This is a genomic window from Hyphomonas sp. ske169 (genome assembly GCF_056850855.1).
In genome coordinates this window covers 770,669-794,595 of record NZ_CP096146.1, presented here as the reverse complement: position 1 = coordinate 794,595, position 23,927 = coordinate 770,669, and the positions used below count along the sequence as shown (strand labels likewise).

The following is a 23,927-nucleotide window of genomic DNA, read 5'->3' as shown; positions in this document are numbered from 1 at the left end:
TCCCAAGGAGTGGAAACATATGCGCCAAGATGTAGCCAGCATTTACAGACAAAAAGAAGAAGTCCCGACTTTTGATGCGATCCGGATTACGATTGCGAGCCCGGAGAAAATCCGCGGCTGGTCATCCGGTGAAATCAAAAAGCCAGAGACGATCAATTACCGGACGTTCAAGCCTGAGCGCGACGGCCTGTTCTGTGCGCGGATCTTCGGACCGATCAAAGACTATGAGTGTCTTTGCGGGAAATATAAGCGGATCAAATATCGCGGCATTATCTGTGAGAAATGCGGCGTGGAAGTCACGCTCGCAAAAGTGCGCCGTGAGCGTATGGGACACATTGAGCTGGCCTCGCCGGTAGCTCACATCTGGTTCCTGAAATCCCTGCCATCCCGGATCGCTACATTGCTCGACATGACGTTGAAAGACGTCGAGCGTGTGCTGTACTTTGAGAGCTATGTCGTCACTGAACCTGGTCTGACACCGCTCGAGCCAAAGCAGATGCTCACTGAAGAAGAGTATATGGATCTTCAGGACGAGCACGGCGAAGACGCCTTCACCGCGATGATCGGTGCGGAAGCGGTCAAAGAGATCCTCGAAGGGCTCGACCTTGATCTGCTTGCTGATCAGCTGCGCGAAGACCTCGCGGAGTCGACGTCTGAGCTGAAGACCAAAAAATATTCTAAGCGTCTGAAAGTCGTTGAGGCCTTCCTCGCTTCTGGTGCCAAGCCAGAGTGGATGATCCTCAATGTCGTGCCAGTGATCCCGCCAGATCTGCGCCCACTGGTGCCGCTGGACGGTGGCCGCTTTGCGACTTCCGATCTGAACGATCTCTATCGCCGCGTGATCAACCGGAATAACCGTTTGAAGCGCCTGATGGAGCTGCGTGCGCCAGACATCATCATCCGTAACGAGAAGCGGATGCTGCAAGAATCTGTCGACGCTCTGTTCGACAATGGCCGTCGTGGTCGGACGATTACTGGCACCAATAAGCGTCCGCTGAAATCCCTTTCAGACATGCTGAAAGGGAAGCATGGCCGGTTCCGTCAGAACCTGCTCGGGAAGCGGGTCGACTATTCTGGTCGTTCGGTCATCGTGGTTGGTCCAACCATGAAACTGCACGAGTGTGGTCTTCCGAAAAAGATGGCGCTCGAACTGTTCAAGCCTTTCATCTATGCCCGTCTCGACGCAAAAGGCCTGGCTGGTACAGTCAAAGCCGCGAAGAAGCTCGTGGAAAAAGAGAAGCCTGAAGTTTGGGATATTCTCGAAGAAGTTATCCGTGAGCACCCGGTCCTGTTGAACCGCGCGCCAACGCTTCACCGTCTCGGCATCCAAGCGTTTGAGCCGAAGCTGATCGAAGGCAAAGCGATCCAGCTGCACCCGCTCGTATGTGCGGCGTTTAATGCTGACTTTGACGGTGACCAAATGGCGGTGCACGTGCCGCTGAGCCTTGAGGCTCAATTGGAAGCCCGCGTCTTGATGATGTCGACGAACAACATCCTGTCGCCAGCCAATGGTAAGCCAATCATCGTTCCGTCTCAGGATATCGTTCTGGGGCTTTACTACCTCTCGCTCGATAAGCCGCACGAGCAGGGCGAAGGCATGGTCATTTCTGATATGGCTGAGCTTGAGCACGCGCTCGGATCTGGCAAGCTTGCGATGCACGCCAAGATCAAAGCGATGTATCACACCAAAGACGAGAATGGCGACGATCTGTCGAAAATCATCGAAACGACTCCGGGTCGTTACATGATTTCAGACATCTTCCCACGTCACCACAAAATCGACCCTGAGCAGCTGCTCAGCGATGTGATGGTGAAGAAGAATATCGGGAAACTGATCGACGAAGTTTACCGTCACTGTGGTCAGAAGGCGACTGTCATCTTTGCTGACCGCTTGATGGCGCTTGGTTTCCGGGAAGCGGCGAAAGCCGGTATTTCGTTCGGTAAGGACGATATGAAAATCCCTGCCGCCAAAGTGAAGCTCGTCGAGCAAACCAAAGAGCAAGTGTCTGAGTATGAGCGTCAATATGCTGACGGTCTGATCACACGCGGCGAGAAGTACAACAAAGTTGTCGACGCTTGGTCGACCTGTACTGACAAAGTCGCGGACGCGATGATGGACGCAGCGGGTGAAGCTGCAACCGATAAGAAAACCGGACGCCTCGAAGAGACCAACTCGGTCTTTATGATGGCTCACTCTGGGGCGCGTGGTTCTAAGAACCAGATGAAACAGCTGGCGGGTATGCGCGGCCTGATGGCCCGTCCGGATGGCTCAATCATCGAGACGCCAATCATCTCGAACTTTAAAGAAGGTCTCACCGTTCAAGAGTACTTTAACTCGACCCACGGTGCGCGTAAGGGCCTCGCCGATACCGCGCTTAAAACCGCGAACTCTGGCTACCTGACCCGTCGTCTCGTTGACGTGGCTCAGGACTGTATCGTCACGGAAGACGATTGCGGTACGGATCAGGGCATCGAACTGTCTGCCGTCATGGAAGGCGCTGATGTGGTTGTCTCGCTGAGCGAGCGCATCCTTGGCCGGGTTACGGGCGAAGACGTCAAAGCACCGAAATCTGATGAGCTGGTCGCGCCTGCGAACACGCACATTGACGAAGTGTTGGCGCGCAAAATCGAAGATGCCGGCGTTGACCGGATCAAAGTGCGCTCGCCGCTGACCTGTGAAACCAAGATCGGTGTTTGTGTGTCTTGTTATGGCCGTGACCTCGCACGAGGCACAGTCGTCAACAAAGGCGAAGCGGTCGGTGTTATCGCCGCGCAGTCAATTGGTGAGCCAGGTACTCAGCTGACCATGCGGACCTTCCACATTGGTGGCGCCGCATCGGTGGCCGAGGAAAGCTCTGCTGAAGCGCAGGTTGAGGGTAAGATTAAGTTCGAAAACCCAACTTTCGTGACCCGTGAAGACGGACAACTGATCGTTACTGGTCGTCACATGGTTGTCTCGATTGAAGATGCTGACGGACGCACCCGCCAGACCTTCAAGCCAACTTACGGCACCGCGCTGTCTGTCAAAGACAAGAAGAAGGTCAAGCCTGGCGACAAGATCGCGGACTGGGATCCATTTGCCCAGCCAATGATCTCTGAAGTCGAAGGTACGATTCGTCTGGTCGATATCGTCGACGGTCTGACCGCTCGTGATGAGACTGACGAAGCAACCGGTATTTCGTCTCGCGTGATCATTGATGGTCGTGGGTCGAAAGGCGCAGATCTGCGTCCATCGATCATGATTGTGAATGATAAAGGCGAAGCGCTGGCGCTGCCAAACGGCAACGAAGCTCGCTACATGCTGTCACCAGGGGCCATTCTGTCCATGGAAGATGGCGACACGATCAAAGTCGGTGAATCAATGGCGCGTGTCGCAACTGGCGGCGCGAAGACCAAAGATATTACTGGTGGTCTGCCACGTGTGGCCGAATTGTTCGAAGCCCGCCGTCCGAAAGATCACGCTGTGATCGCCGAGATGGATGGCCGTATTCAGTTCGTTCGCGAATATAAGCAGAAGCGTAAGATCGCGATTGTGCCGGATGAAGAAGGCAAGGATGCGATCGAATTCCTGGTCCCGAAAGCGCGTCGTCTCGACGTTCAAGACGGTGATTATGTGAAGCGCGGTGATTATATCATCGACGGCAACCCAGCGCCGCAGGACATTCTTGCAACGCTCGGCATCGAGGCCCTCGCGGATTATCTCGTCGACGAAGTGCAGAAGGTTTATCGTCTGCAAGGCGTGCCGATCAATGACAAGCACATCGAAGTGATTGTCCGTCAGATGCTGCAGAAATTCGAAATCACCGATGCCGGCACAACCACGCTGATCAAAGGCGAGCATGTTGACGGTCTTGAGCTTGAAGAAGCCAATGCCGCTGTGCGCAAGTCTAAGAAAGCTGACCAGCGTGAAGCCACAGGTGTTCCGGTTCTGCTCGGGATCACCAAAGCTTCGCTGCAGACCCGCAGCTTCATCTCAGCCGCCTCGTTCCAAGAAACGACTCGCGTGCTGACCGAAGCGGCGCTGCAAGGCAAAGTCGATACGCTCGAAGGCCTGAAAGAGAACGTCATTGTTGGGCGTCTCATCCCGGCCGGGACAGGCGGCGGAATGCGCGAAATGCGCAAAGTCGCAGCCCAGCGCGACAATCAGCTTCGCAACAAACGCGAAGCGGCTGCGAAAGAGGCGGCTGCGTCTCTCCCAGCGCCTGAAGCGGCTGAGTAAAATCGAATTAAGCTTGGCGGCGGAGCTTATTGCTGAAAGCTCTGCCGCCAAGGCTTGACGTGGCCAGCGCGGGGCAGTAACACGCGCGACATGCTAGCTGGGCAGTCCCTTTGGGTCTGCCCGGTAATCCTTTTGGGGGTTATCAGTTTGGCGCACACTCGAAATTGAGCGGATGCAGGGCAGGGAACTCACGGCCCGTCTTGCGTCTCACCTGAAATTGGTCCGACAGGGGCCACGAAACTAGAGAGTATCAAGGCCCCTATGCCGACGATTCAACAGCTTATCCGGAAGCCGCGCAAACCAAAGCCGCAGCGCTCCAAAACGCCAGCCCTTAAGGGCAACCCACAACGTCGCGGTGTTTGCACCCGTGTTTATACGACCACTCCGAAGAAGCCGAACTCGGCGCTCCGGAAAGTGGCGAAGGTCCGCCTGACGACTGGGTTTGAATCGCTTTGCTATATTCCAGGTGAAGGCCACAACCTGCAGGAGCACTCTGTTGTTCTGATCCGCGGTGGTCGTGTGAAAGACTTGCCAGGTGTGCGTTACCACATCCTGCGCGGCGTTCTGGATACCCAGGGCGTGAAAGATCGTAAACAGCGCCGTTCGCATTACGGCGTTAAGAAGCCGAAATAAGGGAGGGCTATCGTATGTCTCGTCGTCACCGCGCAGAGAAGCGTCAGGTTCTGCCTGATCCAAAGTTTAAGGACGTTGTCCTTTCAAAATTCATGAACCAGATCATGCAGGACGGCAAAAAGTCGACTGCTGAGCGTATCGTCTATGGCGCGCTCGACCTGGTTGAGTCCCGCGCTAAGAAAGACCCAGTCGAGGTTTTCCACGAAGCGCTGGAAGCTATTTCACCAGCTGTTGAAGTTCGTTCTCGCCGGGTTGGTGGTGCGACTTATCAGGTGCCTGTTGAGGTTCGCCCAGAACGTCGTCAAGCGCTTGCCATTCGCTGGCTTGCTGCCGCTGCTGGCAGCCGCAACGAAAACACCATGCGTGAGCGCCTCGCTGGAGAGCTCATGGACGCTTCTCAAGGACGCGGCAACGCGGTCAAGAAGCGCGAAGATACGCACAAGATGGCGGAAGCCAACCGCGCGTTCTCGCACTATCGTTGGTAGATTTCACTTAAAGAGCTTCCGTTTCCTCCCGGAACACAACTACGAAGGTAAAGCCCATGGCCCGCGAATATCCGCTGGAGCGCTATCGTAACTTTGGTATTATGGCGCACATTGATGCTGGTAAGACCACGACGTCTGAACGCATTCTGTACTACACAGGTAAGTCGCACAAAATCGGCGAAGTGCATGATGGCGCTGCGACCATGGACTGGATGGAGCAAGAGCAAGAGCGTGGCATCACGATCACCTCTGCGGCGACCACCACGTTCTGGGAGCGCACAGAAGACGGCCAAACGGCTCAGACTGAAAAGCACCGCCTGAACATCATCGACACCCCAGGACACGTTGACTTCACAATTGAAGTTGAGCGCTCTTTGGCGGTTCTCGATGGCGCAGTTTGTGTTCTGGACGCAAACGCTGGTGTCGAGCCGCAGACGGAAACAGTTTGGCGTCAGGCTGACCGCTATCACGTGCCGCGCATCGTATTCGTCAATAAAATGGACAAGATCGGTGCTGACTTCTTCAACTGTGTTGAGATGATCAAAGACCGTACAGGCTCACAGCCTCTGCCAGTTCAGCTGCCAATCGGCGCTGAGAACGAGCTTGAAGGCCACGTCGACCTGATCACCATGAAAGAATGGGTTTGGGCGGGTGAAGATCTCGGCGCGACTTGGGAATTGCGTGAAGTTCGTGACGAACTGAAAGCCAAAGCCGAAGAAATGCGTGCGGAAATGGTTGAGCTTGCTGTTGAGCTCGACGAAGAAGCTATGGAAGCTTATTTGGAAGGCGAAGAGCCAAGCCAAGAAAAGCTGCGTGAGCTGATCCGTAAGGGTACGCTGGAAATGGCCTTTGTGCCTGTGATCGCGGGTTCTGCGTTTAAAAACAAAGGCGTTCAGCCAATGTTGAACGCGGTGCTTGATTACCTGCCGAGCCCGCTCGATGTGCCTGCCTATATGGGCTTTAAGCCGGGCGACGACACTGAGACGCGTGACATTGCTCGCTCTGCAGACGACGAGCAGCCATTTGCTGGCCTCGCCTTTAAAATCATGAATGACCCATTCGTGGGCTCGCTGACTTTTGTTCGCATCTATTCAGGTGTCATGACCAAAGGCGGCTCTATGCTGAACTCCACTAAGGATAAGCAAGAGCGCATCGGTCGGATGATGATGATGCACTCGAACAATCGTGAAGAAATCGAAGAAGCCTATGCTGGCGACATTATCGCTCTGGCAGGTCTGAAAGCGACAACAACCGGTGACACGCTGTGTGCGAAGAATGACCCAGTTGTGCTCGAAACAATGACCTTCCCAGATCCAGTGATTGAGATCGCGGTTGAGCCTAAGTCTAAGGCTGACCAAGAGAAGATGTCTGTTGGTCTGCAGCGCCTCGCGGCGGAAGATCCAAGCTTCCAAGTCGAGACTGACATGGAATCTGGTCAGACCATCATGAAGGGTATGGGCGAGCTTCACCTCGACATTCTCGTCGATCGTCTGAAGCGCGAATTTAAAGTCGAAGCGAATATCGGTCAGCCGAAAGTGGCTTACCGTGAAGCGATCGGCCGTGAAGCTGAAATCGATTACACGCACAAGAAACAGTCTGGTGGTTCTGGTCAGTTTGCGCGCGTGAAAATCACGTTTGAACCACTTGAAGCCGGTTCTGGCTTCCAGTTCGAGAGCAAGATTGTTGGCGGTAACGTCCCGAAAGAATTCATTCCAGGTGTCGAAAAAGGTCTCGGCATGGCGAAAGAAAACGGTCTGCTTGCTGGTTACCCAGTGACTGACTTCAAAGCGACGCTGACAGATGGTGCATACCACGATGTCGACTCAAGCGTTCTGGCGTTTGAAATCGCTGCCCGTGCCGCGTTCCGTGAGCTGAAATCAGAAGGTGATCCACGCTTGATGGAACCGATGATGAAAGTTGAAGTCGTCACACCTGAAGACTATATGGGCGACGTCATTGGTGACCTGAACTCGCGTCGTGGTCAGATCCAAGGCTCTGAGCCACGCGGCAATGTGACGGCGATCAATGCTTTCGTCCCACTGGTCAACATGTTCGGTTATGTTGGCGATCTGCGCGGCATGTCGCAAGGACGCGGACAGTTCACCATGCAGTTCGACCACTATTCTGAAGTCCCAAAGGCAGAGGCCCAAAAGATTACCCAGGAGCTGGCGGGCTAGCGATCGATCCAAAGACCGGCCTGGCGATCACCCAAAGGGCCCTTTGAACGAGTTTTGAATTCAGGCTGTAAGTACAGGAGAGTATAATGGCCAAAGAGAAGTTTGAGCGTACAAAACCGCACGTGAACATCGGCACGATTGGACACGTGGACCACGGTAAGACAACGCTAACCGCAGCGATCACAATGGTGCTGGCTGATGTTACGGGTGCTGAGAAGCGCTCTTATGAGGACATCGATTCTGCGCCAGAAGAAAAAGCGCGCGGGATTACCATCAATACCGCTCACGTTGAGTATGAGACGGAAAACCGTCACTACGCACACGTCGATTGCCCTGGACACGCTGACTATGTGAAAAACATGATCACCGGTGCGGCGCAAATGGACGGCGCGATCCTGGTTGTGAACGCTGCTGACGGCCCAATGCCACAGACTCGTGAGCACATCCTGCTTGCCCGTCAGGTTGGTGTTCCAGCGCTGACAGTGTTCATGAACAAAGTTGACCAGGTTGACGATGAAGAGCTGCTCGAGCTCGTCGAAATGGAAATCCGTGAGCTTCTGAGCTCTTACGAATTCCCAGGCGACGATATTCCGATCATTGCTGGTTCTGCGCTTGCGGCGGTTGAAGGTCGTGACGACAATATCGGTAAAGACAAGATCATCGAACTGATGGCGGCTGTGGATGACTATATCCCAACGCCAGATCGCCCGATTGATCAGGACTTCCTGATGCCAGTGGAAGACGTGTTCTCAATCTCTGGTCGTGGTACGGTTGTCACCGGCCGGTTGAGACAGGCATCGTCAAAGTTGGCGAAGAAGTCGAGATTGTTGGTATCCGTGACACACAGAAAACCACTGTGACCGGTGTTGAAATGTTCCGTAAGCTGCTCGACCAAGGTCAAGCCGGCGACAATATTGGTGCTCTGATCCGCGGGATCGACCGTGAAGGTGTTGAGCGTGGTCAGGTTCTTTGTAAGCCGGGTTCAATCACCCCGCACACAACGTTCGAAGCAGAAGCCTATATTCTGACGAAAGAAGAAGGTGGCCGTCACACGCCATTCTTCACCAATTATCGTCCACAATTCTACTTCCGTACAACAGACGTTACCGGTGTTGTGACGCTGCCAGCGGACAAAGAAATGGTTCTGCCAGGCGACAATGTGAAAATGAGCGTTGAGCTGATCCAGCCAATCGCCATGGACCAAGGCCTGCGCTTCGCGATCCGCGAAGGTGGCCGCACAGTCGGCGCGGGTGTTGTGGCCTCTGTCTCTAAATAAGAGACACAACCACACTTCAAATTAAAGAAACCCCGCAGCAAAAGCTGCGGGGTTTTTTGTTGGGGACGCGGGCAGCGCTAGTTTACATCCAGGCCGCGCGCGCCGCCCGCTTCAATATCGACTTCGAACGTTTCTAAGAACCGGCACACCATCATATAATAGCCGGTCACCAGGGTGAGCTCTTGGAGTTGCTCGGCGCCGAAATGCGCTAAGGCCGGCGCAAAGGTGGCGTCTCCGGCTTTCACATTCGCGACGAGATCGTCGACATAAGCGACCGCGAGCTGTTGTTCCTCGGTAAAGCCCGCCGCGTTCGGTCCAGCTCGTAAGGCGTCGAACAAGCCTTCGGTCATGCCAAGATCGAGCCCGATTTTTTCGTGCTGCGCGGTCTCATAGCCCGCCTTTGAGAGATAGCCGACCCGCAAGATTGCGCATTCGCGGGTGACGGGATCGAGTTTGCCTTCAAACAAGAAAGCGCCGCCAAGATCGACAAAGGGCCGGAGCAGGCCAGGGGCATGCGCCATCATTTTGAAGATATTTAGCGGCGCCAATTGGCCGATCAGATGTTTGGTTTTGTCGTCAAACGCGGTCTCGTCGGCATAGGAAATGCGGGCCATTATGGATCCTCCTGGTTTGCAGTCAGTCAAACATGCTTCTGAACCGTCTGAAAGGTGGATTTCCTGTGCTCGGCCATTGCATCTCTGATCGGCATGAGGCATTTAGGCGCCACTGGACGGGTGTAGCTCAGTTGGTAGAGCATCGGTCTCCAAAACCGAGGGTCCCGGGTTCGAGTCCTGGCGCCCGTGCCAGTTTTTCCTTAGGTCTCCATCACCGCTTCTAGCGCATCAATCTCGGCATCGAGTTTTTTCGCGGCGTGGGCGTTGAGCGCATAGATGCCGTAAAACACCGCCGCGATGATCCCGAGGCTGACCGACGAAATGGCGAGTGACAGCCAGACCGGAGCTCCAGAAGCGGCAGCCGATTCCAGCGCAGTGCCGATCGAGAACACGATCATGCCGGGAACGAAAGGCAGCAAATACCAGCGCCACACCGACTTTAGCGCATCGCGCTGGCGAACCAATTCATCGCGATGATGATTGGCGAGCGTCTGGGCGGATGTGGCATGCGGCGGGGTGTCGGCGGAGCCAATTTGGTGGAGTTTCCAGCTAATATAGACGGCGGCCGCCATGATCAGGATGGCGCCGATGCGAACCGACCAGACCGGGGCAGCCGCCGCGATCCAGCCAAAGGCGGCTATCACGATGATGGCGGCAAGATATTCGATCAGGTTGCGGCGCTTGATCCGCGATTGAAAGTGATCAGAACGAGCGGTTAGGTCAGAAATCGACATGGTGAATTTGTCTCCTTGGTCAGACGCCCAAAGATCACGGAGAGGATCATGGTCGGTCATTGCGATGTCTCCTTGAAGTCTTGAGCCAGTTTGCTTTTGAGGCGCGAAATGCGGGTCGCAATCGCGCCGGTTTTGAACCCGGTAATGTCGGAGATTTCGGCGGCACTGAGATCCTCTAAATAGAGCGTCAGGATCTGCCGGTCCGAAGTCTTGAGTTTGCGGATCCAGTCATGAAGCCTGGCCAGAGCATCATCGCGCTCAACCATCAGAGCGAGATTGCTTAAATCTGGTACATTCTCCGCCTCTTGCAGGTCGACCCGCTCTGCGGATTGACGGGCCTCGCGATGGACATGGCTCGCCGCGGTATTGTGAATCACGCGGTAGACCCATGTTTTCAGCGTGCACCGACCGTCAAAAGCCGCGAGACTTTTCCAAAGCTGGAAATGCATGTCTTGCAGCAAATCCCGACGGCGCTCCTGATGCGCTTCAGTTGCGCGCGCCAAGCGTTGCATGGCGTAAGCGAACGTGTCCGCGGCTTCGAGATAAAGCTGATTTACAGACGGATTAGGCTTCATACCCTTTTAGTCTGAGGGCAATCAGGTTTCTTACAAAAGATTTTTTTATTTTTGGGGGTGGGCTACAGATCGGCCAAGAATTTGTCTAAGGCGGCGTTGGTGGCTTCGGGCGCTTCTTGTTGGACCCAATGTCCGACGCCTGGAACGATCGTGGTGCCTCGGAAATCGTCACAGGCGGCGCCGGCCATTTCATAAATATCGACGCCTGGCACAAAATTCCGCACCGGATCTTTTTCACCGCCAATGAAGCACGTCGGCATGGAGAGATTTTTGCCGCGTACCGGTTCGGAATATTTGTGATCGAGATCGAGCGCGCGATAGCGGTTGAACGGGCCATGCCAGCCTGACTTGGCGAAAGCCTCCACATAGATGTCGAGATCCTTCTCGGTCAGCCAGGCGGGGAAGGGATCGGGATCGATTAGGCCGTCCAACATTTTCGCGTCTTCAGGCTTTTCCAGGGTCAGGCCGTCGGCAAGAGACTCGCCAGAAATGCTGTAATAGATTTTGCGCAGAGCGGCGCGTGGATCGGCGCCAAATTCGGCTTCGGGAACGCCTTCGGCCTGGAAATAAACCATGTAAAAGAACTTGCCAGCATGGACCATTTTCATCAGATCCAGCAATGAGACGTCGGAGGCGGGCGTATAGGTCACGCTCATCCCGGCAACGGCGCGGACTTTTTCCGGATAGAGCAGAGCGGTGGAATAGGTGATTGGCGCGCCCCAATCATGGCCGAACAAGATAGCGGGCTCGTCGCCTAAAGCATCAATCACCGCGGCCGTGTCGGCGGCCAGGTTCTTTAGCGCGTATGGCTCGATCTCTGCCGGGGCGGCGCTGTCACCATAGCCGCGGACATCCATGGCGGCGACGGTATAGCCTTGCTTAGAGAAGTACGCGACTTGATGGCGCCAGGACCAAGAATGCTCGGGCCAGCCATGCACACACAGAATGAGCGGGCCGGACCCTTCCACATGTACAGAGAGCTGCCCCGTGGGTGTGTCGATCATTCGTTGCATGCCGTGTCTCCCGATTGCTTAGGCTTATTTTAGGCCTATATTCAGATCCGCCAAATGATCGGTTAAAGCGAGTCTGATCGGATCGATTTCAGCCGCTCGACGCGCTCCGGATGATCGGGCGACAGGGGCGGGTTTTGTTGAGATTTCAGCCCCGTCACAGAATCTACACACCGGCCTGTTGACGCGGGCGATTGATTCCCGTATTGGCCACCATTCGCAAGTCAGGCTGTGCCGAAAATCGGCAAACGCTGGCAACCGAAACGAACAACTGGATTTCCTCGTATCTCGGCGCTCAGAGAGCTGTGCTGCCTAGATGTGTGGTTTTTACGTGAACGGACATCGCAGGATGGAAAAACAGAATATCAGGATCCGGCTGAAAGCCTTCGATCACCGCGCGCTCGATTTGTCGGCACGCGAAATCGTTTCGACTGCCAAGCGCACTGGCGCAGAAGTACGTGGGCCTATCCCACTGCCGACCCGCAAAGAGCGTTTCACAGTCAACCGGTCTCCACACGTCAACAAAAAGTCTCGTGAGCAATTCGAGATCCGTACGCACAAGCGTATTCTCGACATTGTTGACCCGACCCCACAAACCGTCGACGCGCTGATGAAGCTCGATCTGTCGGCTGGCGTTGGTATCGAGATTAAACTTGAGGGAGCACGCTAATGGCGCTTCCAGCTCAACGTTCTGGCGTGCTCGCCCGTAAACTGGGCATGACACGTGTATTTAGCGAAGAGGGCCGCCACGTGCCGGTCACTGTGCTAGCGCTAGATGGCTGTCAGGTTGTCGGCCTCCGCACCGAAGATGAGCGCGACGTGACCACCAAAAAAGGTGGCCAGGTCAAGCGCACCGATGGCTATACCGCTGTCGTGATGGGTGCTGGCGAAAAGAAAGCAAAGCGCACGGCGAAAGCCCAGCGTGAGCAATTCGCTAAAGCGGGTGTCGCACCTAAAGCAAAAGTTTCAGAGTTCCGTGTCAAATCTGACATCACTCTGCCAGAGATCGGCGCTGAAGTTCAGGCCGATCATTTTGTTCCTGGTCAAAAAGTCGACGTCGCTGGCGTTTCCATCGGTAAAGGTTTTGCCGGTGCGATGAAGCGCTGGAACTTTGGTGGTCTTCGCGCCACGCACGGTGTGTCTATCTCTCACCGTTCGCACGGTTCGACAGGTCAGTGCCAAGATCCAGGTCGGGTCTTCAAGGGCAAGAAAATGGCCGGCCATTATGGTGTCGACCGTAAGACGGTTCAGAACCTCGAAATCGTGCGCACAGATGTTGAGCGCGGCCTGGTTCTGATCAAAGGCGCGATCCCTGGCGCAGAAGGCTCTTATGTTGAGATCCGCGACGCGGTGAAGAAGGCGATCCACGCCGACGCACCAGCGGAAGGCTCTTTCAAGGCCCCGGCAAAGGGTGCTGCGCCAGCTGCTGACGTGAAGATTGAAGGCACTGCTGCTGACAATATCGTTCTGGTCGATGGCATTGGTCCTAAGACTGAAGAAGCTCTGAAAGAAAAAGGCCTCGGCACGCTTTCTGGTTTCGTGGCAATGGCTGATGATGAGCGTGCTGCGCTTCTCGAAGAGCTTGGTGTCGCAGAAGATGCGGCCAACGAAGATTGGGTCGGTCAGGCTAAAGACATTCTCGCAGGCGGTCAGCCGCGCGCGAAAGTCGACCAAGACCTGCTGAAGAAACTTCTGAAAGAGGGTGCTGAATAATGGAACTCTCCGTCAAAACTCTTGAAGGCAAAGCGGCTGGAAAAGCGACTGTTGATGATGCGGTGTTCGGGATCGAAGAGATCCGCGGCGACGTCATTCAGCGTATGGTTCGCTATCAGCTCGCCAAGCGCCAAGCTGGGACTCACAAGACCCAGGAGCGCGCCGACGTTTCTGTCACAACCAAGAAATATATTCGCCAAAAGGGCTCAGGTGGCGCACGTCACGGCTCTAAGAATGCGAACATCTTTGTTGGTGGTGCGGTTGCGCACGGCCCGCGCGTTCGTAGCCACGCGCACGCGCTGCCAAAAAAGGTCCGCAAAATGGCCCTCGCTCACGCCCTGTCGTCTAAGGTCAAGGCTGATGCCGTCCTGGTGCTCGACAAAGCAGAGCTGAAAGAAGCGAAAACCAAAGATCTGTCTGCAAAGCTCACCAAGCTTGGTCTGTCGAATGCGCTGATCATTGGCGGTGCTGAGCTCGACGCGAATTTCGCCAAGGCCGCTCAGAACATTCCAAATGTGGACGTTCTGCCAGCTGCTGGTCTCAATGTTTATGATGTGCTTCGCCGCAAGACTTTGGTCCTGACCAAAGATGCGTTGGAAAGCATCGATGCGCGCTTCAATGGCGCAAAAGCGGAGGCTTAATCCATGGCTGATATCAAGCCTCACAATTATGACACGCTTCTGTCTCCGATCATTACGGAGAAGTCGACGCTGGTTGCTGAAGAGAACAAGATCATCTTTCGTGTTCCGCTGACTGCCACCAAGCCAGACATCAAAGAAGCGGTTGAGAACCTGTTCAAAGTCGATGTCACTAAGGTCAACACGATCCTGGTGAAGGGTAAGACCAAGCGCTTCCGCGGAACGCTCGGCCGTCGGTCTGATTTCAAAAAGGCGATCGTGACTCTGAAAGACGGCCAGTCTGTCGACATCACGACGGGCCTGTAGGAGATTTAGATGGCTTTAAAGACATACAAACCTACTTCACCCGGTCGTCGCCAGCTGGTCCTCGTTGACCGCTCTGAGCTGCACAAAGGCCGTCCGGTGAAAATGCTCACCGAAGGTCTGACCAAGACCGGTGGTCGTAACAATAAGGGTCGCATGACAGCGCGCCACAAAGGCGGGGCTGCAAAGCGTCTTTATCGTAAAATCGATTTCAAGCGGAACAAGTGGGACGTGCCGGCAACGGTTGAGCGTCTTGAATATGATCCGAACCGCACTGCGTTTATCGCGCTGATCAAGTATGAAGATGGCGAGCTGTCTTACATTCTTGCACCGCAGCGTCTCGCAGTTGGCGACACGGTGATCTCTTCTAAGACCGCTGACATTAAGCCAGGGAACGTTCTTCCTCTGAAGAATATCCCAGTTGGTACGATCATCCACAATATTGAGATGAAGCCTCTCAAAGGCGCGCAAATGGTGCGTTCTGCAGGCTGCTACGCTCAGCTGGTTGGTCGCGACTCTGGTTACGCACAGATCAAGCTGACCTCTGGTGAGCTGCGCATGGTTCCAGATCAGTGCATCGCCACAATCGGCGCCGTGTCTAACCCAGACAATATGAACCAAGTCATGGGTAAAGCCGGCCGTAACCGCCACAAAGGCAAGCGTCCGCACGTTCGCGGCGTGGTTATGAACCCGGTCGATCACCCGCACGGTGGTGGTGAAGGTAAGTCCTCCGGTGGACGTCACCCAGTGACGCCTTGGGGTAAGAAAACACGCGGGCCAAAAACCCGCCGGAAACAGGCTTCGGATCGTTTGATCATCCGTCGCCGTAACGCGAAACGCTAGGGAGACGTAGAGAATGTCACGTTCCGTCTGGAAAGGCCCGTTTGTCGACGGCTACCTCCTGAAGAAGGCCGAAAAGGCGCAAGCGTCTGAACGTCGTGAGGTCATCAAGACCTGGTCACGTCGTTCGACCATCCTGCCGCAATTCGTTGGTCTGAATTTTCAGGTTCACAATGGCAACAAGTTTGTCCCTGTCCTCATCAATGAGGAAATGGTCGGACACAAGCTTGGTGAGTTTGCTCCAACCCGGACCTATTACGGTCACGGCGCGGATAAGAAAGCGAAGCGGAGATAGTCATGGGTCAAGCCAAGAATCCTCCAAAGCAGGCCTCAAACGAAGCGCGCGCGGTTCTGCGCATGTATCGTTCTAGCCCGCAAAAGCTGAACCTGCTGGCGCAGCAGATCCGCGGTTTGCCTGTGCAAAAAGCGATCGACGAGATGCAATTCTCTCGTAAGCGCGCTGCAGCAGACGTTCGCAAGCTTTTGAAGAGCGCGGTCGCTAATGCTGAAAACAATCACGACCTGGACATTGATAGCCTGGTCGTGGCCGAAGCCCATGTCGGCAAAAACCTGGTCATGAAGCGTATTCGCGCGCGTGCCCGTGGTCGTGCCGCTCGGGTCATGAAGCCATTCTCGCAGCTGACAGTTGTCCTGCGTGACACGTCGCAAGAAGCGGAGGCCGCATAATGGGTCAGAAAGTAAATCCAATCGGTCTACGTCTCGGGATTAACCGGACCTCTGACAGCCGCTGGTATGCCGATAGCGCGGATTTCGGGCGTCTTCTTCACGAAGACCTCGCGATCCAGAAGCATATCAAAAAGCGTCTCGGTCAGGCCGGTATCTCTCGGATCATCATCGAGCGTCCGCACAAGAAATGCCTCGTCACCATTCACACCGCACGTCCAGGTCTGGTCATCGGTAAGAAAGGTGCAGACATTGAAAGCCTGCGTCGTCAGCTGTCAAACATGACCGACGATGAGGTTCGTGTGAACCTGGTTGAAATTCGTAAGCCTGAGCTTGATGCAACTTTGGTTGCTGAAGACATTGCTCGCCAGCTTGAACGTCGCGGATCTTTCCGTCGGGCGATGAAGCGTTCGATCCAAAACACCATGCGTCTCGGCGCTGAAGGTGTGAAGATCATGGTTTCTGGCCGTCTTGGCGGTGCTGAGATCGCTCGGACTGAGCAGTATTCTGAAGGATCTGTGCCGCTGCACACGCTGCGCGCTGATATCGATTATGGCACAGCCGAAGCGCTGACCACCTACGGCATCATCGGCATCAAGATCTGGATCTATAAGGGCGAGATCATGGAGCATGATCCAATGGCTCGTGATCGCCGTGCAGAGACTTCTGGTGAGTCACGTGCGCGCTCTGGCAACCAGCGTGGTCCGGCTTCGGGCCCACAGGCAGGAGCATAAGAGATGCGTCAGCCGAAACGTACAAAATACCGTAAGGCGTTCAAAGGCCGGATCAAAGGCACCGCAAAAGGTGGCTATTCGATCGCTTTTGGCTCGTTTGGTCTCAAAGCTCTTGAGCCTGAGCGCGTCACCGCACGCCAAATCGAAGCAACTCGTCGGGCCGTTACCCGTGAGATGAAGCGTCAAGGTAAGGTTTGGATCCGTGTCTTCCCAGATACGCCGGTCACAGCCAAGCCAATCGAAGTTCGGATGGGTAAAGGTAAAGGCTCTGTCGACCGTTGGGTCGCTCGGGTTCAGCCTGGTCGCATCTTGTTTGAAATCGACGGTGTTCCGGATGAGGTTGCGCTGGAAGCGCTCCGCCTCGGCGCAGCTAAGCTGCCAATCCGCACGAAAATCGTCCGACGGATTGAAGGAATTTAAGCATGGCTAAAGCTGCTGATTTCCGTTCGAAGAGCCCGGATCAGTTGAAGGAAGACCTCCTGCAACTGAAGAAGGAACAGTTCAACCTCCGCTTTCAACAGGCCACTGGCCAGTTGGAAAAGACCGCCCGCATCAAGGTCGTCCGTCGCGATATCGCTCGCGTCCAGACCCTGCTTCGCGAGCAGGCCCGCGCGGACGCTGAGGCGTAGGAGTAAGATATGCCTAGACGTGTTATGGAAGGCGTAGTGGTCTCGACCAAGCAGGACAAGACCGCGATCGTGCGCGTGGAGCGTCGTTTCCTCCACCCGCTTCTAAAGAAAACCGTGCGTCGCTCTAAGCGCTACCACGCACATGACGAAGACAATGCTGCCGTCGAAGGTCAGACAATCACCATTCGTGAGTGTCCGCCGCGTTCGAAGCTGAAGCGTTGGGAAGTCATTTCCTCTGATGGAGGCGACGCATGATTCAGATGCAGTCCAACCTACGGGTCGCGGACAATTCTGGCGCCCGCCGTGTTCAGTGCATTAAAGTGCTGGGCGGTGCCGGACGTCGTTACGCGTCTGTAGGTGATGTTATCGTGGTCTCGATCAAGGAAGCGATTCCGACCGGCCGCGTAAAGAAGGGTGACGTGCGTCGTGCCGTCGTCGTTCGTGTCGCTAAGGACATTAACCGCCCAGACGGGTCAACCATCCGGTTCGACACCAATGCGGCTGTCCTGATCAACAATAACAATGAGCCGATCGGCACACGGATCTTTGGACCTGTTCCTCGCGAACTGCGCGCCAAGAACCACATGAAGATCGTCTCACTGGCGCCGGAGGTGCTGTAGCTATGGCTGCGAAGGTGAAAAAGGGTGACCGCGTGATCGTTCTCACTGGCCGTAATAAAGGCGCAGAGGGCGAAGTGTTGAAAGTCATTCCAGCTGAGAACCGTGTGGTTGTGCGCGGCGTGAACGTTGTGAAGCGTCACGTGAAGCCAAGCCAGGCCAATCCTCAGGGCGGTATCAACTCATTTGAAGCGCCAATTCACGTTTCAAATGTTGCGATGCTTGATCCACGGGACGGCAAGCCGACACGGGTTGGGTTTAAAACTGATGAGCATGGCCGCAAGACGCGCTTTGCCAAACGTTCAGGAGAGGCTCTAGATGTCTAAAGACTACACTCCTCGCCTCAAGAAGAAGTATAATGAGCAAATTCGTGCCAAGCTCAAAGAAGAGTTCGGCTACACGAATGATATGCAAATTCCGAAGCTCGACAAAGTCGTGATCAATATGGGTGTCGGCGAAGCTGTTGCTGACTCTAAGAAGATCAAGACGGCGCTGGCTGAGATGGAAAAGATTGCAGGCCAGAAGCCTGTCGCGACCAAAGCGCGTAAGTCGATTGCCGGCTTTAAGCTTCGCGAAGACATGCTGATCGGCTGTAAAGTCACGCTGCGTCGTGATCAGATGTTCGAATTCCTCGACCGTCTGACCAATATTGCTCTGCCACGCGTGAAAGACTTCCGCGGTCTGAACGGCAAGAGCTTTGACGGACGCGGCAATTTCGCCATGGGCCTCAAGGAACAACTCGTGTTCCCAGAGATCAACTATGACGATGTCGACGATATTCGCGGTATGGACATTATTGTTTGTACCACCGCCAACTCGAACGAAGAAGCCAAGAGCCTGCTCGCGCAGTGCGGCTTCCCGTTCAGAAACTAGCACTAGAGGAAGACTGTAATGGCTAAAAAGAGTGCTGTTGAGCGGAACGATAAGCGTAAGCGTCTGGTCGAGCGTTATGCCGCCAAACGTGAAGAGCTTAAAGCGATCGCGTTGAATGAAGATCTGCCTTTGGAAGAGCGTTTTAAAGCGCGTCTGAAACTGGCTGAGCTTCCTCGCAACTCCGCCCCGAACCGGGTGCGTAATCGTTGCGAAGTCTCTGGTCGTCCGCGCGGTTACTACCGCAAATTAAAGATGTCTCGGATTGCCCTTCGTGAGCTTGGCTCACTCGGGAAGATCCCAGGTCTCGTCAAGTCTAGCTGGTAAGGAGGGATATAATGTCGTTTTCTGATCCCCTCGGTGATATGCTGACACGCATTCGGAACGCGCAAATGCGCGGGATGGATAAAGTCGTAACACCGGCCTCTAAGCTCCGGGCACGTGTGCTCGAAGTGTTGCAAGGCGAGGGTTACATTCGTGGGTATGCTGAGATCGAAAAAGACGGTCACAAGCATCTCGAGATTGAACTTAAATATTTCGATGGCACGCCGGTGATCTCTGAGATCCGTCGCGTCTCGAAGCCAGGCCGGCGCGTCTACTCTTCTAAGAGTGACATTCCACTGGTTCGTAATGGGCTTGGGATTTCGATCCTGTCGACCTCGAAAGGCGTGATGTCTGACAACACTGCGCGTAACGAGAATGTCGGCGGCGAGATTCTGTGCCGCGTATTCTAGGGGAAGGGTGAACTAATATGTCTCGTATTGGCAAACTTCCGATTTCTGTCCCGTCAGGCACGACGGTCACGATCGAAGGTCAGCTGGTGAAAGCCAAAGGCCCGAAAGGTGAGCTCTCGCTTGAGCTTCCTGAAGTGATCTCGGCTGAGCTTGAAGGTGCAGAATTGCGCATCAATCCGCGCGACGATCTGGTCAGTGCGGCGAATGAAAAAATTCGCCTCAATGACGAGAAAGGCCGCAAGAAGATGACTTTTGCTCAAGCACTTGATCCATCTGCACGGACGTTGTGGGGCACTTCCCGCTCGAACGCTGCAAACTTGGTTCAAGGCGCAGCTGAAGGCTTCACGAAAACGCTTGAACTTGTCGGCGTTGGTTATCGTGCGCAAATGCAAGGCAAAGACCTGAAGCTGGCCCTCGGCTTCAGCCACGACGTGATCTACACGGCGCCAGACGGCATCGAGATCAAATGTGCGAAGCCAACAGAGATCGAAATCTCTGGGCCGAACAAACAGGTCGTTGGTCAGGTCGCTGCTGAGATCCGTAATTACCGCCGCCCAGAGCCGTATAAAGGCAAGGGTGTTCGTTATCAGGGCGAATACGTCCGCCGTAAGGAAGGCAAGAAGAAATAGTCATGTTGTCCTCACGCGAAAAATTCCTTCGTCGCCAGCAACGCTCCCGTGCCAAGCTCCGCAAAACTGCGGAAGGCAAAGCCCGTTTGTCCGTGGCACGGTCTGGCAAAAACATTTCTGCTCAAATCATTGATGATGAGCAGGGTGTGACCTTGGCATCTGCCTCCACTTTGGAAGCTGATGTTCGCAAAGGTCTGAAATCGACCAGCACCATGGAAGCGGCCGAAAAGGTCGGCAAAGTGGTTGCTGAGCGCGCGAAGAAAGCCGGGATTGAAGATGTTGTCTTCGATCGCGGTGGTTATGTGTTCCATGGCCGGGTGAAAGCCCTGGCAGACGCCGCCCGTGAGGGCGGTCTGAAGTTCTAGGAGAGTCACCATGGCTGAAGAAAGAGGTCGAGGCCGCGGACGCCGCAGAGATCGCGACGAAGAGCAAAGCGAATTCGTCGACAAACTCGTCGGTATCAACCGTGTCGCCAAAACCGTTAAAGGTGGTAAGAATTTTGGTTTCGCAGCGCTTGTCGTTGTTGGCGATCAAAAGGGCCGCGCAGGCTTCGGTAAGGGTAAAGCCCGCGAAGTGCCTGAAGCGATCCGCAAAGCCACTGAAGAAGCAAAGCGCAACATGGTTCGCGTGCCGCTTCGTGAAGGTCGCACATTGCACCATGATGGCCGTGGCCGTTGGGGCGCTGGTAAAGTCGTCCTCCGCGCAGCGCCTCCCGGGACTGGCGTGATCGCCGGTGGTCCGATGCGTGCGGTTATGGAAGTGCTCGGCATCCAGGACGTGGTTGGCAAGTCAATCGGCTCGTCTAACCCGTACAACATGGTTCGCGCGACTTTTAACGCCCTCGTCAATCAGGCGAGCCCACGTTCTGTTGCGTCGAAGCGCGGCCTGAAAGTTCAAGACATTGTCGGTCGTCGGACCGATGGCGCGTCTGAAGCTGGCATGGCCGAAGCGGCTGACGCGTAAGCAAAGAGGATCTGACCAATGGCAAAAGCAAAAGCCACCGTCACAGTGCGCCAGACCGGTAGCCCGATCCGTCGCGCGCCAGATCAGCGTCAAACACTGGTCGGCCTTGGTCTGAATAAGATCGGCCGCACCCGGACGCTGGAAGATACACCTGCCGTTCGCGGCATGATCAATAAGGTGTCTCACCTTGTTGAAGTCGTCGAGGGATAGACAATGAAACTCAACGAACTCTCTCCTGCAGAAGGCTCAACCAAAAAGCGGCACCGTGTTGGTCGCGGCGTTGGGTCGGGCAAAGGCAAGACCGGTGGCCGTGGTGTCAAAGGTCAAAAGTCTCGCTCAGGTGTAGCCATTAATGGCTTCGAGGGCGGCCAGATGCCGATCTATATGCGTCTGCCAAAGCGCGGCTTCACAGCCCGCAACTCGAAAAACCATGCTTGGCTGAACCTTGGCCTTCTGTCTAAGGCGATCGAAGCTGGGAAGCTGGACGTCAAAAAAGAGATCACGGAAGAAGACCTGGTCGCAACGGGCGTTATTCGCCGGTTGAAAGATGGTGTTCGTCTGCTGGCCAAAGGTGATGCGCCTAAAAAGGTGAAAATCACTGTCACTGGCGCCTCTAAAGCAGCGGTCGAAGCGATCGAGAAGGCGGGCGGAAAGGTCACTTTGACCGGACCTGTCCCGACAGAAAAAGCAGAATAATTTACTAGCTTTTTCCACTAAACGTCTTCACAAATCAGCTTTCGCCGCCAATCTTGGCGGCGAACGCGTTTCCGGGAGAAGGAGTCCCCCTTGGCCACTGCTGCTGAACAACTCGCGCGGAATATGAATTTCGGGACCTTTGCGAAGGCGAAGGATCTGCAAAGCCGCATTCTGTTCACTTTGTTTGTGCTGTTCTTGTACCGGCTCGGGACCTATATCCCGCTGCCAGGGATTGACCCGGATCAGTTTGCGACTCTGTTTGCCAGCCAAGAAGGCGGCATGCTCGGCAATATGAATATGTTTGCCGGCGGCGCGATTGAGCGGATGAGTATCTTCGCGCTCAACGTGATGCCTTACATCACCGCCTCGATCATCATTCAAATGATGACGTCTTCAGTGCCTTCGCTTGAGAAGCTGAAGAAAGAAGGCGAGTCTGGCCGGAAACAAATCAACCAATATACCCGTTATCTGACACTCGCCTTCGCGGTGGTGCAGAGCTTCGGGATCTCGATGGGCCTGTCAGGCGCGGCTTATGACAGCATGCCTCAATGGTTCTTCGTGCTGACCGCGGTGACCACGTTCACGGGCGGCACCATGTTCCTGATGTGGATGGGTGAGCAGATTACCGCTCGCGGCGTCGGTAACGGCATCTCGCTGATCATCTTTGCCGGCATTATTGCGGAGATGCCGCGCGCGATCTTCAATCTGTTTAGCGGTTCGCGAGAGCAGGGGATCAATGTCGTCTTTGTGGTCGGTGTTGCGGCGCTAGTTATCGCTCTGACCGTATTCATCGTGTTCATCGAGCGTTCGCAGCGCCGGGTTCTGATCCAGTATCCGAAACGCCAGCAAGCGGCCAACCAAGCGGCTCAAGGCCAAAGCTCATTCATGCCGCTGAAGCTGAACACATCTGGCGTTATCCCGCCAATCTTCGCGATTGCGATTCTAATGCTGCCTTTGACCGCGGTCGGTATTCTCGGCGGAAACACTGCGGTGGCCGCTGATGCGACGGCAGATGGCGGGTTCGTGGCTTGGATGGCGACAGCCTTCTCGCCAGGCAGCTGGACCTATATCATCACCTATGGTGTGCTCGTGGCGTTCTTTACGTTCTTCTACACCTCAATCATGTTCAATCCGGAAGAGACAGCCGACAATTTGCGAAAATATGGCGGGTTCGTTCCCGGCATCCGTCCTGGTAAAAACACCGCTGCCTATTTCGATTATGTGCTGACACGGCTCACCACGATTGGTGCGATTTACTTGGTCTTCGTCTGTTTGATGCCGGAAATTCTGCGCCGCTATGTGCCGGGCATTCCGTTCTATATCGGCGGAACCAGCCTGCTGATCGTGGTTTCGGTCACGATGGATACGGTGACCCAGATACAATCACACTTGATTGCCCACCAATATGAGGGTCTGATCAAGAAATCGCGGTTGGGAGGCAAGCGTAAAAAATGAATCTGATCCTGTTTGGACCGCCCGCGGCCGGTAAAGGCACGCAGGCCAAGAAACTTGTCGCAGAACGCGGCTATATTCAGCTCTCAACCGGGGACATGCTTCGCGCCGCCGTCGCGTCCGGATCTGAGCTCGGAAACAAAGTGAAGTCGATCCTCGAATCAGGCGCGCTCGTTTCAGACGAGATAGTGATTGCTTTGATCGATGATCAGCTTGATCAGAACAAAGGTGCAGCTGGATTTATCTATGATGGATTCCCGCGAACCGTTGGCCAGGCAGAAGCCTTGGACAATCTGCTCGAAAGCCGCGGCGAAAAAGTCGATAGCGTTATTCGGCTGGTCGTCGATGAGGCCGCGCTTCTGGCGCGGGTCACGAAGCGATTTGAAGAGCAGGGCCGCAAGGATGATAATCCTGAAACCTTCTCGGTTCGGCTTGAAAAGTACAATGCTGACACAGCGCCTTTGGTGCCGATTTATGCTGAGCGCGGGATCCTGCGTGAGGTTGACGGCATGGCGTCAATCGATGAAGTTAGTGGTGGAATCGACGCGGCCTTGAAAGAGGCTGTTTGAAGCTGCGTGAACCGCTGATTCAGTGGTTGACGTGGTAATTGTTGCGTCTATAACGACGCACTTCGTTAAGAGGATGAGTCTGCAAGCGTGCAGCGGTGTTTTTGCTGTGCGAACTGCGACTTTCTTTTTGAAC

The 23,927-nt window shown here is 54.9% G+C and carries 30 protein-coding genes, 1 tRNA gene and 2 pseudogenes; 29 read left to right on the top strand and 4 right to left on the bottom strand.

Annotated elements, in window-relative coordinates:
* The first annotated feature begins 19 nt into the window (after nt 1-19).
* From rpoC to tuf, 5 genes and pseudogenes are all read left to right on the top strand, one after another.
* Nucleotides 20-4,219, top strand: coding sequence for a DNA-directed RNA polymerase subunit beta' (gene rpoC, locus MY069_RS03825; RefSeq protein ID WP_482795749.1), 4,200 nt, complete (start codon nt 20-22; stop codon nt 4,217-4,219).
* Nucleotides 4,220-4,480: 261 nt separating this feature from the next.
* A complete protein-coding gene (rpsL, locus tag MY069_RS03820) occupies nt 4,481-4,852 on the top strand; it encodes a 30S ribosomal protein S12 (RefSeq protein ID WP_070958849.1) in 372 nt (123 codons plus the stop codon).
* Nucleotides 4,853-4,866: 14 nt separating this feature from the next.
* Nucleotides 4,867-5,337 (top strand): 30S ribosomal protein S7, encoded by a 471-nt coding sequence (gene rpsG / locus MY069_RS03815; protein ID WP_482795748.1) that lies wholly within the window; start codon nt 4,867-4,869, stop codon nt 5,335-5,337.
* 56 nt (nt 5,338-5,393) lie between these two features.
* Nucleotides 5,394-7,514 (top strand): elongation factor G, encoded by a 2,121-nt coding sequence (gene fusA / locus MY069_RS03810; RefSeq protein ID WP_482795747.1) that lies wholly within the window; start codon nt 5,394-5,396, stop codon nt 7,512-7,514.
* A gap of 86 nt (nt 7,515-7,600) precedes the next feature.
* Nucleotides 7,601-8,790 (top strand): annotated as a pseudogene (gene tuf, locus MY069_RS03805) (elongation factor Tu).
* Between the two features lie 77 nt (nt 8,791-8,867).
* Here tuf and MY069_RS03800 read toward each other — a convergent pair.
* Entirely contained in the window at nt 8,868-9,404 is a 537-nt protein-coding gene (locus MY069_RS03800) for a carboxymuconolactone decarboxylase family protein (RefSeq protein WP_482795746.1), read from the bottom strand.
* A 116-nt stretch (nt 9,405-9,520) separates the two neighbouring features.
* Here MY069_RS03800 and MY069_RS03795 point away from each other — a divergent pair.
* Nucleotides 9,521-9,596: transfer RNA gene (locus MY069_RS03795), tRNA-Trp, on the top strand.
* 8 nt (nt 9,597-9,604) lie between these two features.
* On the opposite strand, the gene MY069_RS03790 is transcribed toward MY069_RS03795, so the two are convergent.
* From MY069_RS03790 to MY069_RS03780, 3 genes are all read right to left on the bottom strand, one after another.
* The gene (locus MY069_RS03790; protein WP_482795745.1) at nt 9,605-10,198 is read right to left on the bottom strand and encodes a hypothetical protein; all 594 of its coding nucleotides are present in this window, start codon (nt 10,196-10,198) and stop codon (nt 9,605-9,607) included.
* Nucleotides 10,195-10,713 carry an RNA polymerase sigma factor gene (locus MY069_RS03785; RefSeq protein ID WP_482795744.1) on the bottom strand — a complete coding sequence of 173 codons (519 nt, stop codon included), beginning with the start codon at nt 10,711-10,713 and terminating at the stop codon, nt 10,195-10,197. Before MY069_RS03785 ends, MY069_RS03790 begins: the two co-directional genes overlap by 4 nt.
* A 62-nt stretch (nt 10,714-10,775) precedes the next feature.
* Nucleotides 10,776-11,726, bottom strand: a complete 951-nt coding sequence (locus MY069_RS03780; protein ID WP_482795743.1) for an alpha/beta fold hydrolase — start codon at nt 11,724-11,726, stop codon at nt 10,776-10,778.
* 346 nt (nt 11,727-12,072) lie between these two features.
* Here MY069_RS03780 and rpsJ point away from each other — a divergent pair, with 346 nt between their 5' ends.
* The 23 genes and pseudogenes from rpsJ to MY069_RS03665 all read left to right on the top strand — a co-directional run bounded on the left by rpsJ (nt 12,073) and on the right by MY069_RS03665 (nt 23,794).
* A complete protein-coding gene (rpsJ, locus tag MY069_RS03775) occupies nt 12,073-12,393 on the top strand; it encodes a 30S ribosomal protein S10 (RefSeq protein ID WP_070958857.1) in 321 nt (106 codons plus the stop codon).
* A pseudogene (rplC, locus tag MY069_RS03770) lies at nt 12,393-13,160 on the top strand (50S ribosomal protein L3); the annotation flags it as partial. The gene rpsJ and the pseudogene rplC, both read left to right, overlap by 1 nt.
* Nucleotides 13,161-13,435: 275 nt before the next feature.
* Complete coding sequence (rplD, locus tag MY069_RS03765; RefSeq protein WP_482795742.1) at nt 13,436-14,077, top strand: 50S ribosomal protein L4; 642 nt, start codon at nt 13,436-13,438, stop codon at nt 14,075-14,077.
* A gap of 3 nt (nt 14,078-14,080) precedes the next feature.
* Nucleotides 14,081-14,380, top strand: a complete 300-nt coding sequence (locus MY069_RS03760; protein WP_482795741.1) for a 50S ribosomal protein L23 — start codon at nt 14,081-14,083, stop codon at nt 14,378-14,380.
* Nucleotides 14,381-14,389: 9 nt separating this feature from the next.
* The gene (gene rplB / locus MY069_RS03755) at nt 14,390-15,220 is read left to right on the top strand and encodes a 50S ribosomal protein L2 (RefSeq protein WP_482795740.1); all 831 of its coding nucleotides are present in this window, start codon (nt 14,390-14,392) and stop codon (nt 15,218-15,220) included.
* A 13-nt stretch (nt 15,221-15,233) separates the two neighbouring features.
* Nucleotides 15,234-15,512, top strand: coding sequence for a 30S ribosomal protein S19 (gene rpsS / locus MY069_RS03750; RefSeq protein WP_482795739.1), 279 nt, complete (start codon nt 15,234-15,236; stop codon nt 15,510-15,512).
* 2 nt (nt 15,513-15,514) lie between these two features.
* Nucleotides 15,515-15,904: a 50S ribosomal protein L22 gene (gene rplV, locus MY069_RS03745; protein ID WP_482795738.1), complete on the top strand. Its 390-nt coding sequence runs from the start codon at nt 15,515-15,517 to the stop codon at nt 15,902-15,904.
* Nucleotides 15,904-16,635, top strand: coding sequence for a 30S ribosomal protein S3 (gene rpsC / locus MY069_RS03740; RefSeq protein WP_482795737.1), 732 nt, complete (start codon nt 15,904-15,906; stop codon nt 16,633-16,635). The genes rplV and rpsC overlap by 1 nt, the downstream gene beginning before the upstream one ends.
* Before the next feature lie 3 nt (nt 16,636-16,638).
* Nucleotides 16,639-17,055 carry a 50S ribosomal protein L16 gene (gene rplP, locus MY069_RS03735; RefSeq protein WP_482795736.1) on the top strand — a complete coding sequence of 139 codons (417 nt, stop codon included), beginning with the start codon at nt 16,639-16,641 and terminating at the stop codon, nt 17,053-17,055.
* Between the two features lie 2 nt (nt 17,056-17,057).
* Nucleotides 17,058-17,264, top strand: a complete 207-nt coding sequence (rpmC, locus tag MY069_RS03730; protein WP_482795735.1) for a 50S ribosomal protein L29 — start codon at nt 17,058-17,060, stop codon at nt 17,262-17,264.
* A 9-nt stretch (nt 17,265-17,273) separates the two neighbouring features.
* Nucleotides 17,274-17,519 (top strand): 30S ribosomal protein S17, encoded by a 246-nt coding sequence (gene rpsQ, locus MY069_RS03725; RefSeq protein ID WP_482795734.1) that lies wholly within the window; start codon nt 17,274-17,276, stop codon nt 17,517-17,519.
* Nucleotides 17,516-17,884: a 50S ribosomal protein L14 gene (rplN, locus tag MY069_RS03720; RefSeq protein WP_482795733.1), complete on the top strand. Its 369-nt coding sequence runs from the start codon at nt 17,516-17,518 to the stop codon at nt 17,882-17,884. Before rpsQ ends, rplN begins: the two co-directional genes overlap by 4 nt.
* Before the next feature lie 2 nt (nt 17,885-17,886).
* A complete protein-coding gene (gene rplX, locus MY069_RS03715; RefSeq protein WP_482795732.1) occupies nt 17,887-18,207 on the top strand; it encodes a 50S ribosomal protein L24 in 321 nt (106 codons plus the stop codon).
* Nucleotides 18,200-18,754, top strand: coding sequence for a 50S ribosomal protein L5 (gene rplE / locus MY069_RS03710; RefSeq protein ID WP_482795731.1), 555 nt, complete (start codon nt 18,200-18,202; stop codon nt 18,752-18,754). The genes rplX and rplE overlap by 8 nt, the downstream gene beginning before the upstream one ends.
* An 18-nt stretch (nt 18,755-18,772) precedes the next feature.
* Complete coding sequence (gene rpsN / locus MY069_RS03705) at nt 18,773-19,078, top strand: 30S ribosomal protein S14 (RefSeq protein ID WP_482795730.1); 306 nt, start codon at nt 18,773-18,775, stop codon at nt 19,076-19,078.
* A gap of 11 nt (nt 19,079-19,089) precedes the next feature.
* Nucleotides 19,090-19,485, top strand: coding sequence for a 30S ribosomal protein S8 (gene rpsH / locus MY069_RS03700; protein WP_482795729.1), 396 nt, complete (start codon nt 19,090-19,092; stop codon nt 19,483-19,485).
* Nucleotides 19,486-19,502: 17 nt separating this feature from the next.
* A complete protein-coding gene (gene rplF / locus MY069_RS03695; protein ID WP_482795728.1) occupies nt 19,503-20,114 on the top strand; it encodes a 50S ribosomal protein L6 in 612 nt (203 codons plus the stop codon).
* A 2-nt stretch (nt 20,115-20,116) separates the two neighbouring features.
* On the top strand, nt 20,117-20,479 hold the full coding sequence (gene rplR / locus MY069_RS03690; RefSeq protein WP_482795727.1) for a 50S ribosomal protein L18: 363 nt from the start codon (nt 20,117-20,119) through the stop codon (nt 20,477-20,479).
* A gap of 10 nt (nt 20,480-20,489) precedes the next feature.
* Nucleotides 20,490-21,077, top strand: a complete 588-nt coding sequence (rpsE, locus tag MY069_RS03685; protein WP_482795726.1) for a 30S ribosomal protein S5 — start codon at nt 20,490-20,492, stop codon at nt 21,075-21,077.
* Between the two features lie 18 nt (nt 21,078-21,095).
* On the top strand, nt 21,096-21,287 hold the full coding sequence (gene rpmD, locus MY069_RS03680; RefSeq protein ID WP_070958875.1) for a 50S ribosomal protein L30: 192 nt from the start codon (nt 21,096-21,098) through the stop codon (nt 21,285-21,287).
* A gap of 3 nt (nt 21,288-21,290) precedes the next feature.
* Complete coding sequence (rplO, locus tag MY069_RS03675; protein ID WP_482795725.1) at nt 21,291-21,773, top strand: 50S ribosomal protein L15; 483 nt, start codon at nt 21,291-21,293, stop codon at nt 21,771-21,773.
* Nucleotides 21,774-21,863: 90 nt separating this feature from the next.
* Entirely contained in the window at nt 21,864-23,228 is a 1,365-nt protein-coding gene (gene secY, locus MY069_RS03670; protein ID WP_482795724.1) for a preprotein translocase subunit SecY, read from the top strand.
* Entirely contained in the window at nt 23,225-23,794 is a 570-nt protein-coding gene (locus MY069_RS03665; RefSeq protein ID WP_482795723.1) for an adenylate kinase, read from the top strand. The genes secY and MY069_RS03665 overlap by 4 nt, the downstream gene beginning before the upstream one ends.
* Nucleotides 23,795-23,927: the final 133 nt, after the last annotated feature.

Coding starts and splice junctions, on each gene's coding strand:
- rplE (WP_482795731.1), top strand. CDS start 18,200: ATGTCTAAAGACTACACTCCTCGCCTCAAGAAGAAGTATAATGAGCAA.
- rpsE (WP_482795726.1), top strand. CDS start 20,490: ATGGCTGAAGAAAGAGGTCGAGGCCGCGGACGCCGCAGAGATCGCGAC.
- rpsL (WP_070958849.1), top strand. CDS start 4,481: ATGCCGACGATTCAACAGCTTATCCGGAAGCCGCGCAAACCAAAGCCG.
- rpsJ (WP_070958857.1), top strand. CDS start 12,073: ATGGAAAAACAGAATATCAGGATCCGGCTGAAAGCCTTCGATCACCGC.
- rplX (WP_482795732.1), top strand. CDS start 17,887: ATGGCTGCGAAGGTGAAAAAGGGTGACCGCGTGATCGTTCTCACTGGC.
- rpsN (WP_482795730.1), top strand. CDS start 18,773: ATGGCTAAAAAGAGTGCTGTTGAGCGGAACGATAAGCGTAAGCGTCTG.
- rpmD (WP_070958875.1), top strand. CDS start 21,096: ATGGCAAAAGCAAAAGCCACCGTCACAGTGCGCCAGACCGGTAGCCCG.
- rpsH (WP_482795729.1), top strand. CDS start 19,090: ATGTCGTTTTCTGATCCCCTCGGTGATATGCTGACACGCATTCGGAAC.
- rpsQ (WP_482795734.1), top strand. CDS start 17,274: ATGCCTAGACGTGTTATGGAAGGCGTAGTGGTCTCGACCAAGCAGGAC.
- rpsG (WP_482795748.1), top strand. CDS start 4,867: ATGTCTCGTCGTCACCGCGCAGAGAAGCGTCAGGTTCTGCCTGATCCA.
- rplO (WP_482795725.1), top strand. CDS start 21,291: ATGAAACTCAACGAACTCTCTCCTGCAGAAGGCTCAACCAAAAAGCGG.
- MY069_RS03665 (WP_482795723.1), top strand. CDS start 23,225: ATGAATCTGATCCTGTTTGGACCGCCCGCGGCCGGTAAAGGCACGCAG.
- rplF (WP_482795728.1), top strand. CDS start 19,503: ATGTCTCGTATTGGCAAACTTCCGATTTCTGTCCCGTCAGGCACGACG.
- rpoC (WP_482795749.1), top strand. CDS start 20: ATGCGCCAAGATGTAGCCAGCATTTACAGACAAAAAGAAGAAGTCCCG.
- rplV (WP_482795738.1), top strand. CDS start 15,515: ATGGGTCAAGCCAAGAATCCTCCAAAGCAGGCCTCAAACGAAGCGCGC.
- MY069_RS03800 (WP_482795746.1), bottom strand. CDS start 9,404: ATGGCCCGCATTTCCTATGCCGACGAGACCGCGTTTGACGACAAAACC.
- rplP (WP_482795736.1), top strand. CDS start 16,639: ATGCGTCAGCCGAAACGTACAAAATACCGTAAGGCGTTCAAAGGCCGG.
- rpsS (WP_482795739.1), top strand. CDS start 15,234: ATGTCACGTTCCGTCTGGAAAGGCCCGTTTGTCGACGGCTACCTCCTG.
- fusA (WP_482795747.1), top strand. CDS start 5,394: ATGGCCCGCGAATATCCGCTGGAGCGCTATCGTAACTTTGGTATTATG.
- MY069_RS03790 (WP_482795745.1), bottom strand. CDS start 10,198: ATGACCGACCATGATCCTCTCCGTGATCTTTGGGCGTCTGACCAAGGA.
- MY069_RS03760 (WP_482795741.1), top strand. CDS start 14,081: ATGGCTGATATCAAGCCTCACAATTATGACACGCTTCTGTCTCCGATC.
- rpsC (WP_482795737.1), top strand. CDS start 15,904: ATGGGTCAGAAAGTAAATCCAATCGGTCTACGTCTCGGGATTAACCGG.
- rplN (WP_482795733.1), top strand. CDS start 17,516: ATGATTCAGATGCAGTCCAACCTACGGGTCGCGGACAATTCTGGCGCC.
- rplD (WP_482795742.1), top strand. CDS start 13,436: ATGGAACTCTCCGTCAAAACTCTTGAAGGCAAAGCGGCTGGAAAAGCG.
- rplB (WP_482795740.1), top strand. CDS start 14,390: ATGGCTTTAAAGACATACAAACCTACTTCACCCGGTCGTCGCCAGCTG.
- rpmC (WP_482795735.1), top strand. CDS start 17,058: ATGGCTAAAGCTGCTGATTTCCGTTCGAAGAGCCCGGATCAGTTGAAG.
- MY069_RS03780 (WP_482795743.1), bottom strand. CDS start 11,726: ATGCAACGAATGATCGACACACCCACGGGGCAGCTCTCTGTACATGTG.
- MY069_RS03785 (WP_482795744.1), bottom strand. CDS start 10,713: ATGAAGCCTAATCCGTCTGTAAATCAGCTTTATCTCGAAGCCGCGGAC.
- rplR (WP_482795727.1), top strand. CDS start 20,117: ATGTTGTCCTCACGCGAAAAATTCCTTCGTCGCCAGCAACGCTCCCGT.